7 protein-coding genes are annotated in these 6,000 nt (G+C 64.4%); 4 read left to right on the top strand and 3 right to left on the bottom strand.

Annotated features, from left to right (window positions below; genetic code table 11):
• Nucleotides 1–50 precede the first annotated feature (50 nt).
• The 3 genes from DI606_RS06505 (at nucleotide 51) to DI606_RS06495 (ending at nucleotide 2,868) form a co-directional block, all read left to right on the top strand.
• A complete protein-coding gene (locus DI606_RS06505; protein WP_293980742.1) occupies nucleotides 51–842 on the top strand; it encodes a hypothetical protein in 792 nt (263 codons plus the stop codon).
• Between the two features lie 111 nt (nucleotides 843–953).
• Nucleotides 954–1,820 (top strand): prolipoprotein diacylglyceryl transferase, encoded by an 867-nt coding sequence (gene lgt, locus DI606_RS06500; RefSeq protein WP_293980729.1) that lies wholly within the window; start codon nucleotides 954–956, stop codon nucleotides 1,818–1,820.
• The gene (locus tag DI606_RS06495; RefSeq protein ID WP_293980728.1) at nucleotides 1,810–2,868 is read left to right on the top strand and encodes an SAM-dependent methyltransferase; all 1,059 of its coding nucleotides are present in this window, start codon (nucleotides 1,810–1,812) and stop codon (nucleotides 2,866–2,868) included. Before lgt ends, DI606_RS06495 begins: the two co-directional genes overlap by 11 nt.
• Before the next feature lie 9 nt (nucleotides 2,869–2,877).
• Here the strand turns inward: DI606_RS06495 and gmk are convergent, their stop codons facing one another.
• On the bottom strand, nucleotides 2,878–3,543 hold the full coding sequence (gene gmk / locus DI606_RS06490) for a guanylate kinase (RefSeq protein WP_293980726.1): 666 nt from the start codon (nucleotides 3,541–3,543) through the stop codon (nucleotides 2,878–2,880).
• Nucleotides 3,544–3,597: 54 nt separating this feature from the next.
• Here gmk and DI606_RS06485 point away from each other — a divergent pair, with 54 nt between their 5' ends.
• Nucleotides 3,598–4,176: a DUF2585 domain-containing protein gene (locus tag DI606_RS06485; RefSeq protein WP_293980724.1), complete on the top strand. Its 579-nt coding sequence runs from the start codon at nucleotides 3,598–3,600 to the stop codon at nucleotides 4,174–4,176.
• Here the strand turns inward: DI606_RS06485 and DI606_RS06480 are convergent.
• Both DI606_RS06480 and fumC read right to left on the bottom strand, forming a co-directional pair.
• Nucleotides 4,167–4,526 carry a hypothetical protein gene (locus tag DI606_RS06480; protein ID WP_293980723.1) on the bottom strand — a complete coding sequence of 120 codons (360 nt, stop codon included), beginning with the start codon at nucleotides 4,524–4,526 and terminating at the stop codon, nucleotides 4,167–4,169. The genes DI606_RS06485 and DI606_RS06480 overlap by 10 nt on opposite strands.
• A 39-nt stretch (nucleotides 4,527–4,565) precedes the next feature.
• A complete protein-coding gene (fumC, locus tag DI606_RS06475; protein ID WP_293980721.1) occupies nucleotides 4,566–5,951 on the bottom strand; it encodes a class II fumarate hydratase in 1,386 nt (461 codons plus the stop codon).
• Nucleotides 5,952–6,000 lie beyond the last annotated feature (49 nt).

Genomic DNA, 6,000 nt, shown 5'->3' with positions numbered 1-6,000 from the left:
GTGCATTATGGAGCGGAAGGGACGCGCGCCGCATCCCCCTTTCCGACGCCATGAGGAGAAGCACCTTGGCCTACAAGCTGACCAGGACCGTGTTGCCCGCGCTGTTGGGCCTGACCGCTGCGATTGCCGCCCCCGCCTGCGCACAGGATATGCCCCCCGCCGCGCCGCCTGAAGCGGCGCCGGCTTCGGCGACGCCTGCGGATGCCGCTCCGGCTGAGGCGCGTGCACTGACGTCTGCGGAAATCGCGGCGTTCAACAAGGCCGTGACCGATTTTTCAGCCGGACAGGCCGCGCAGCAGAAGGGCGACAATCAAGGCGCAGTCACGAAATATGAAGCGGCGCTGCCCGCGATTCGCACGGCGGTGGAAGCGGACCCTGCGAAGATGGAAAATGTCACCTTCCTTGCCAACGCCCTCTACGCCAATGCCGCAGCCTATGGTGCGCTCGGCCAGATGGACAAGGTGATCCCGCTTTACCAGGAATCGCTGCCCTACTGGCGTACGATCGTTGCGGCCAATCCGCAGGACGCAACCAGCCGCAAAATCCTGGCCGGCATTCTCGTGCAGGTCGGCAATCAGAAGCTTGGCATTCAGGACCGTTCGGGCGCGCAACCTTATTATGCCGAAGCGTTGACGCTTTCGCGCAAGGCGGTGGCCGATGCGCCCACCGACAATGTCGCCCGCAACCTGCTCCTGTCCGCGCTGATCGGGGCGGGCCAGACCTCCACCGAGGAAGGAATGCTGGAAGAAGCGCTGACGATGGGCAAGGCGATGATGGCCGACGGTACGATCGACGCCGTCAACCGTCCGACAATAGAAGCGATGACGCAACGGGCGGGATGAAGCGATCGCGGGGGCATGGGGCGTTAAAGATCGTTCTCATGCCTTCGCCCCCTTCATCTTGGCGGTCGCTTGCTCTATGGCCCTTGGGCTCCATCCCTGGGGGACGCCGATTTGATCCTGGACCTTGCCGCCGCCGCTTCGGGCGCCATTCGCTTCGACGATTTGGGCCTGAACCCCATCGCCCTCGACCTGGGCTTTTTCACGATCAAATGGTACAGCCTCGCCTATCTGGCAGGCATTCTGATCGGCTACTGGTATCTGCTGAAGCTGGTCGCGCAGCCCGGTTCGCCGATGGCGCGCCGCCATGCCGACGATATGATCTTCTACGCGACGCTCGGCATCATCATCGGCGGTCGGCTGGCCTATGTGATCTTTTACCAGCCCGAAATCCTCGCGCATCCGCTCGACATCTTCAAGCTGTGGCACGGCGGCATGTCCTTCCATGGCGGCGCGGTGGGCGTGTCGCTGGGCATTCTCTACATGGCGTGGAAGGAAAAGCTCAACTGGCTTCGCATCCATGACTATGTCGCCTGCGTGGTGCCCTTCGGCCTGTTCTTCGGGCGGCTCGCCAATTTCGTGAACGGGGAATTGTGGGGCAAGGAAACCGATGTGCCCTGGGCTATCATATTCCCGACCGGCGGCCCTTTCCCGCGCCACCCGAGCCAGCTCTACGAAGCCGGACTGGAGGGGGTCGTTCTGTTCCTCATCCTCGCCTATGCCTTCTGGCGCACCAGGGCGCGCTATGAGCCGGGCAAGCTCGTCGGCATCTTCCTTCTGGGCTATGGCTGTTTCCGCTTCGCCGTCGAATATTTCCGCGAAGCCGACGCGCAGTTGATGGAATTCGCCGCGCGTACGGGCCTGCACATGGGCCAGTGGCTCTGCCTGCCGATGATCGCCGGCGGTCTCTACCTTATCGCCACGGCGAAGGGCCGCCGCCAGCGTATCGAGCCGGTGGCGGGCAGCGCCAGTGTTGGCTGAACCGCTCTGGCGGCGATTGGCGCGGCAGGTCGAGGCTGGCGGCCCGATCTCCGTTGCTTATTACATGGGTGAGGCGAACCAGCATTATTACGCCACGCGCGATCCGCTCGGCGTGGACGGTGATTTTACGACGGCGCCCGAAATCAGCCAGATGTTCGGCGAGTTGATCGGTCTGGCGCTTGCCGACATCTGGATGCGGTCGGGGCGGCGGCCCGACGCTTATTATGTCGAACTCGGGCCGGGGCGTGGCACGCTGGCATCCGACGCGTCGCGCGCGATGGAGCGTGCCGCCTTCGCGCCGCGTATGCATCTGGTCGAAACCAGCCCCGTCCTGCGCGGTCGCCAAAGCGCTTTGCTGCCGACCGCGATCCATCACGATACGGTCGAGAGCCTGCCCGACCAGGGGCCGTTGCTGGTCGTCGCCAACGAATTTTTCGACGCCCTGCCGGTGCGGCAATCCATTCGCGTCGGCCATGAATGGCGCGAGCGTGTGGTCGTCCCGCGCGGCGAAGACGGACGCTTCATCCCCGTCGCGGGCTACCGCCGGATCGAATCGGGGTTGCCGCCTATCGCTGCGGATGCGGAGGACGGCGCGATCATCGAAACGCCGATCGCAGGTGCCAGCGTCGCCTTCGCGCTGGCCAACCGCATCGCGCGGCAGGGGGGCGCTGCCATCATCGTCGACTATGGCTATGAAGGCCCGGCGTTCGGCGACACGGTGCAGGCAGTGAAGCATCACAAGTTCGTGGATCCCTTCGCCGAGGCGGGCGAGGTCGATCTGACCGCCCATGTCGATTTCACCATGCTGCGGAATACGGCGCTGCAAGCAGGCCTGCGCGTCCACGGCACGGTGGGGCAGGGCGATTTCCTGCGGCAGCTGGGGATCGAGGCGCGGGCCGAACAACTCGCTCGTACCGCGCCCGCGCGCGCCGCCGAAGTCGCGGAGGCGACCCGCCGCCTGATCGACGGGGAGCAAATGGGCACGCTGTTCCGCGCGATGGCCTGGACCCACCCCGATTGGGGCGATCCCGCCGGTTTCGAGGGCTGAACAGCCCGATCAGTCGTCCTGGTGGTAACGGCTCAGTTTGCGGATGAAGCCGATCAGGCCCGTCTGCCGGCTGCGCTTCATCCGCTCGGCATGCAGGATCGTCTGCACCCGCTGAAAGCAGTCGTCGGCATCGACGTTGCAAAGCACGTAGTCGTAGCCGTCCCAGTGCGCGATCTCGCCCGCGGCACGGGACATGCGACCTTCGATCACTTCGTTGCTGTCGGTCGCCCGCCCGCGCAATCGCCGTTCCAGCTCCTCCATCGAGGGGGGCAGGATGAAGATGCGCACCACGTCGCCACCCGCGATCTGATGCAATTGCTGCGCGCCCTGCCAGTCGATGTCGAACAGCACGTCCTTGCCGGACTTCAGCATCGCTTCCACCGCCGCGCGCGGCGTGCCGTAACGCTGGCCGAACACATGCGCCCATTCCAGGAACTCATGGTCGTTCGCCATGCGGCGAAATTCTTCAAGATCGACGAAGCGATAGTCCTTGCCGTCCACTTCGCCCGGTCGCATCGGTCGCGTCGTTGCCGATACCGACATCGAAAGGTCCGGTTCGGCGGCAAGCAGCTTGCGCGCGATAGTGGACTTGCCCGCGCCAGAGGGCGAGGAAAGAACGAAGAGCACGCCCCGGCGCTTGAAGTCGGGCGTCTGGTTCTGGATGCTGTCGGCCATGGCCGCTAGTGCCGCTACGAACGGATTTTTGCAAGAGGGGGCGAGGAAGGCGAGATGATCGGCGACGAGAGGCGATGGAACAGGCGCGGCTACATATCGGCGGCGCTGATCGCAGCGAGTGCCTGCATTATCCTGTTCCTGATGCAGCGTCCGCCGATCTGCGCCTGCGGTCGGGTAGAGCTATGGCACGGCGCGCTCGATAGCGGAAACAGCCAGCATATCGCCGATTGGTACAGCCTCAGCCATATCATCCACGGCTTTCTCTTCTACGGCCTCGCCTTCCTGATCCTGCGGCGGCAACCCCTGGGCGTCAAGCTGGCGGCGGCTGTCGCCATAGAGGCGGGATGGGAGATACTGGAAAATTCGCCGCTTATCATCGACCGTTATCGCACAGCTACCGTCGCGCTTGGATATTCGGGCGATTCGATCCTGAATTCGATGAGCGACATTGGCATGATGGCACTGGGCTTCCTGTTCGCCGCGCGAATACCGCTATGGTTGACGCTCGCGCTTACGATAGTGCTAGAAGTGGTCGCCTTGGCGGTGATCCGCGACAACCTGACGCTCAATGTCCTGATGCTGACTTGGCCAATAGACGCGATCAGGGAATGGCAGGCCGGGCTTCAGGCCTGACCGGTCTTTTTCGCAACGTCGTTCGAAAGGGGCTGGCCCGTCGCGATGGGGGTGCTCTGATCGGTGATCAGTTTCTGCGTCTTGCGGCGATCCGCCTCGCGCTTTCCTTCGAACAGGCGACCGGCCAGATATGCGCCACCGACGAACAGCGCACCTGCAGGATAGCGCATGATCAGCCGCTTTGCACCCGCACCAGCTGCAAGGCCCACGATCCCCTTCTTGCCGGTCGAGGCCGCGACACGCGCCGCGATGACGGTCGCGCCCAGTTCTGCCGCCTTGCGCAGAATGCCGAGCTTGCGATGCTTCTTTCCGACCGAAGCGGTCGCGGACGGGTTGGATTTCTTCTTCATATCGCCTCAATGGTTCGCACGGCTGCCGGTTCCGCTACGTCATACCATATTTTCAGGGCGTACAAGCCGGTCGAATGTCGGCCCGTCCACCAGCCCCAATTCCAGCCCCGCCTCACGCAGGGTCAGCCCCTTCTTGTGGGCGTGCTTCGCAATGGCGGCTGCGTTGTCATAGCCGATTTCGGGCGCCAGCGCGGTGACAAGCATCAACGATCTGTCGACCAGGTCGGCGATCTGCGCTTCGTTGGCTTCCAGCCCCTCGACGCAGCGTTCGACGAAGCTGTCCATGCCGACCGACAGCAGATGGATCGACCGCAGCACCGCCGCGCCGATCAGCGGCTTGAAGACGTTGAGTTCCATATGGCCCTGCATCCCGCCGACGGTTACCGCCTGATGATTGCCGATGACCTGTGCCGCCACCATCGTCAGCATCTCGCACTGGGTAGGATTGACCTTGCCCGGCATGATCGAGCTGCCCGGTTCGTTCGCGGGCAGGTCCAGTTCGCCCAGCCCCGAACGCGGGCCGCTGCCCAGCAGGCGGATGTCGTTGGCGATCTTGGTCAGCGCGACGGCGATGCTATTGAGGCGACCGGAAAAATCGACCAGCGTGTCATGGCTCGCGAGCGCCTCGAACTTGTTGGGCGCGGTAACAAAGGGGAAGCCGGTGATCGCCGCGATCTCGGCCGCGATGTCCTCGGCAAAGCCCTGCGGCGCGTTGAGGCCGGTGCCGACCGCCGTGCCGCCCTGCGCCAGACGGGACAGCCCATGTTCGACCATCGGCTCGATCCGCGTGCGGGCAAGCCGGACCTGCGCATAATAGCCGGAAAATTCCTGCCCCAGCGTCAACGGCGTCGCGTCCTGCAAATGAGTGCGGCCGATCTTGACGATATGCGCCCATGCCTGCGTCTTCGCCAGCAGGGCCGCTTCCAGCCGTTCCAGCGCCGGAAGCAGCCGGTCGCGCGATGCGAGCGCCGCCGCGACATGCATCGCGGTCGGGAAACTGTCGTTGGACGACTGGCCTGCATTTACATGATCGTTGGGGTGCACGGGTGTCTTGCCCCCGCGCGTCCCGGCCAGCATCTCGTTGGCGCGGCCCGCAATGACTTCGTTGACGTTCATGTTGGACTGGGTGCCGCTGCCCGTCTGCCAGATGACGAGGGGGAACTGGTCGTCATGCCGCCCCTCGGCGACTTCGGCGGCGGCGGCCTCGATGGCGTCGGCGAGCTTCCCGTCCAGCCCGTGACGGCGGTTCACCCGCGCTGCCGCCTGCTTGACGATGGCGAGTGCATGGACGATCCCGATCGGCATCCGCTCGGTCGCGCCGAAGGGGAAATTCTCGATGCTGCGCTGAGTCTGCGCACCCCAATAGGCGTCGGCGGGAACCTCGATGGCGCCGATGCTGTCGGTTTCGGTGCGGGTCGCGGACATGGGCAGGCCTTTCGGATGAGTGAAGGGGATCGCGTCCGATGTAGGATAT

The sequence above is a fragment of the Sphingobium sp. genome (genome assembly GCF_003248505.1).
In the GTDB taxonomy this organism is placed as follows: domain Bacteria; phylum Pseudomonadota; class Alphaproteobacteria; order Sphingomonadales; family Sphingomonadaceae; genus Sphingobium.
The sequence above is the reverse complement of the archived record's forward strand: the minus strand, read 5'-3'. Positions and strand labels throughout refer to the sequence as shown.

What these genes read in the sequence shown, in the direction of transcription:
- DI606_RS06505 (WP_293980742.1), top strand. Translation starts at nt 51, where the DNA reads ATGAGGAGAAGCACCTTGGCCTACAAGCTGACCAGGACCGTGTTGCCC.
- gmk (WP_293980726.1), bottom strand. Translation starts at nt 3,543, where the DNA reads ATGGCCGACAGCATCCAGAACCAGACGCCCGACTTCAAGCGCCGGGGC.
- DI606_RS06485 (WP_293980724.1), top strand. Translation starts at nt 3,598, where the DNA reads ATGATCGGCGACGAGAGGCGATGGAACAGGCGCGGCTACATATCGGCG.
- DI606_RS06480 (WP_293980723.1), bottom strand. Translation starts at nt 4,526, where the DNA reads ATGAAGAAGAAATCCAACCCGTCCGCGACCGCTTCGGTCGGAAAGAAG.
- fumC (WP_293980721.1), bottom strand. Translation starts at nt 5,951, where the DNA reads ATGTCCGCGACCCGCACCGAAACCGACAGCATCGGCGCCATCGAGGTT.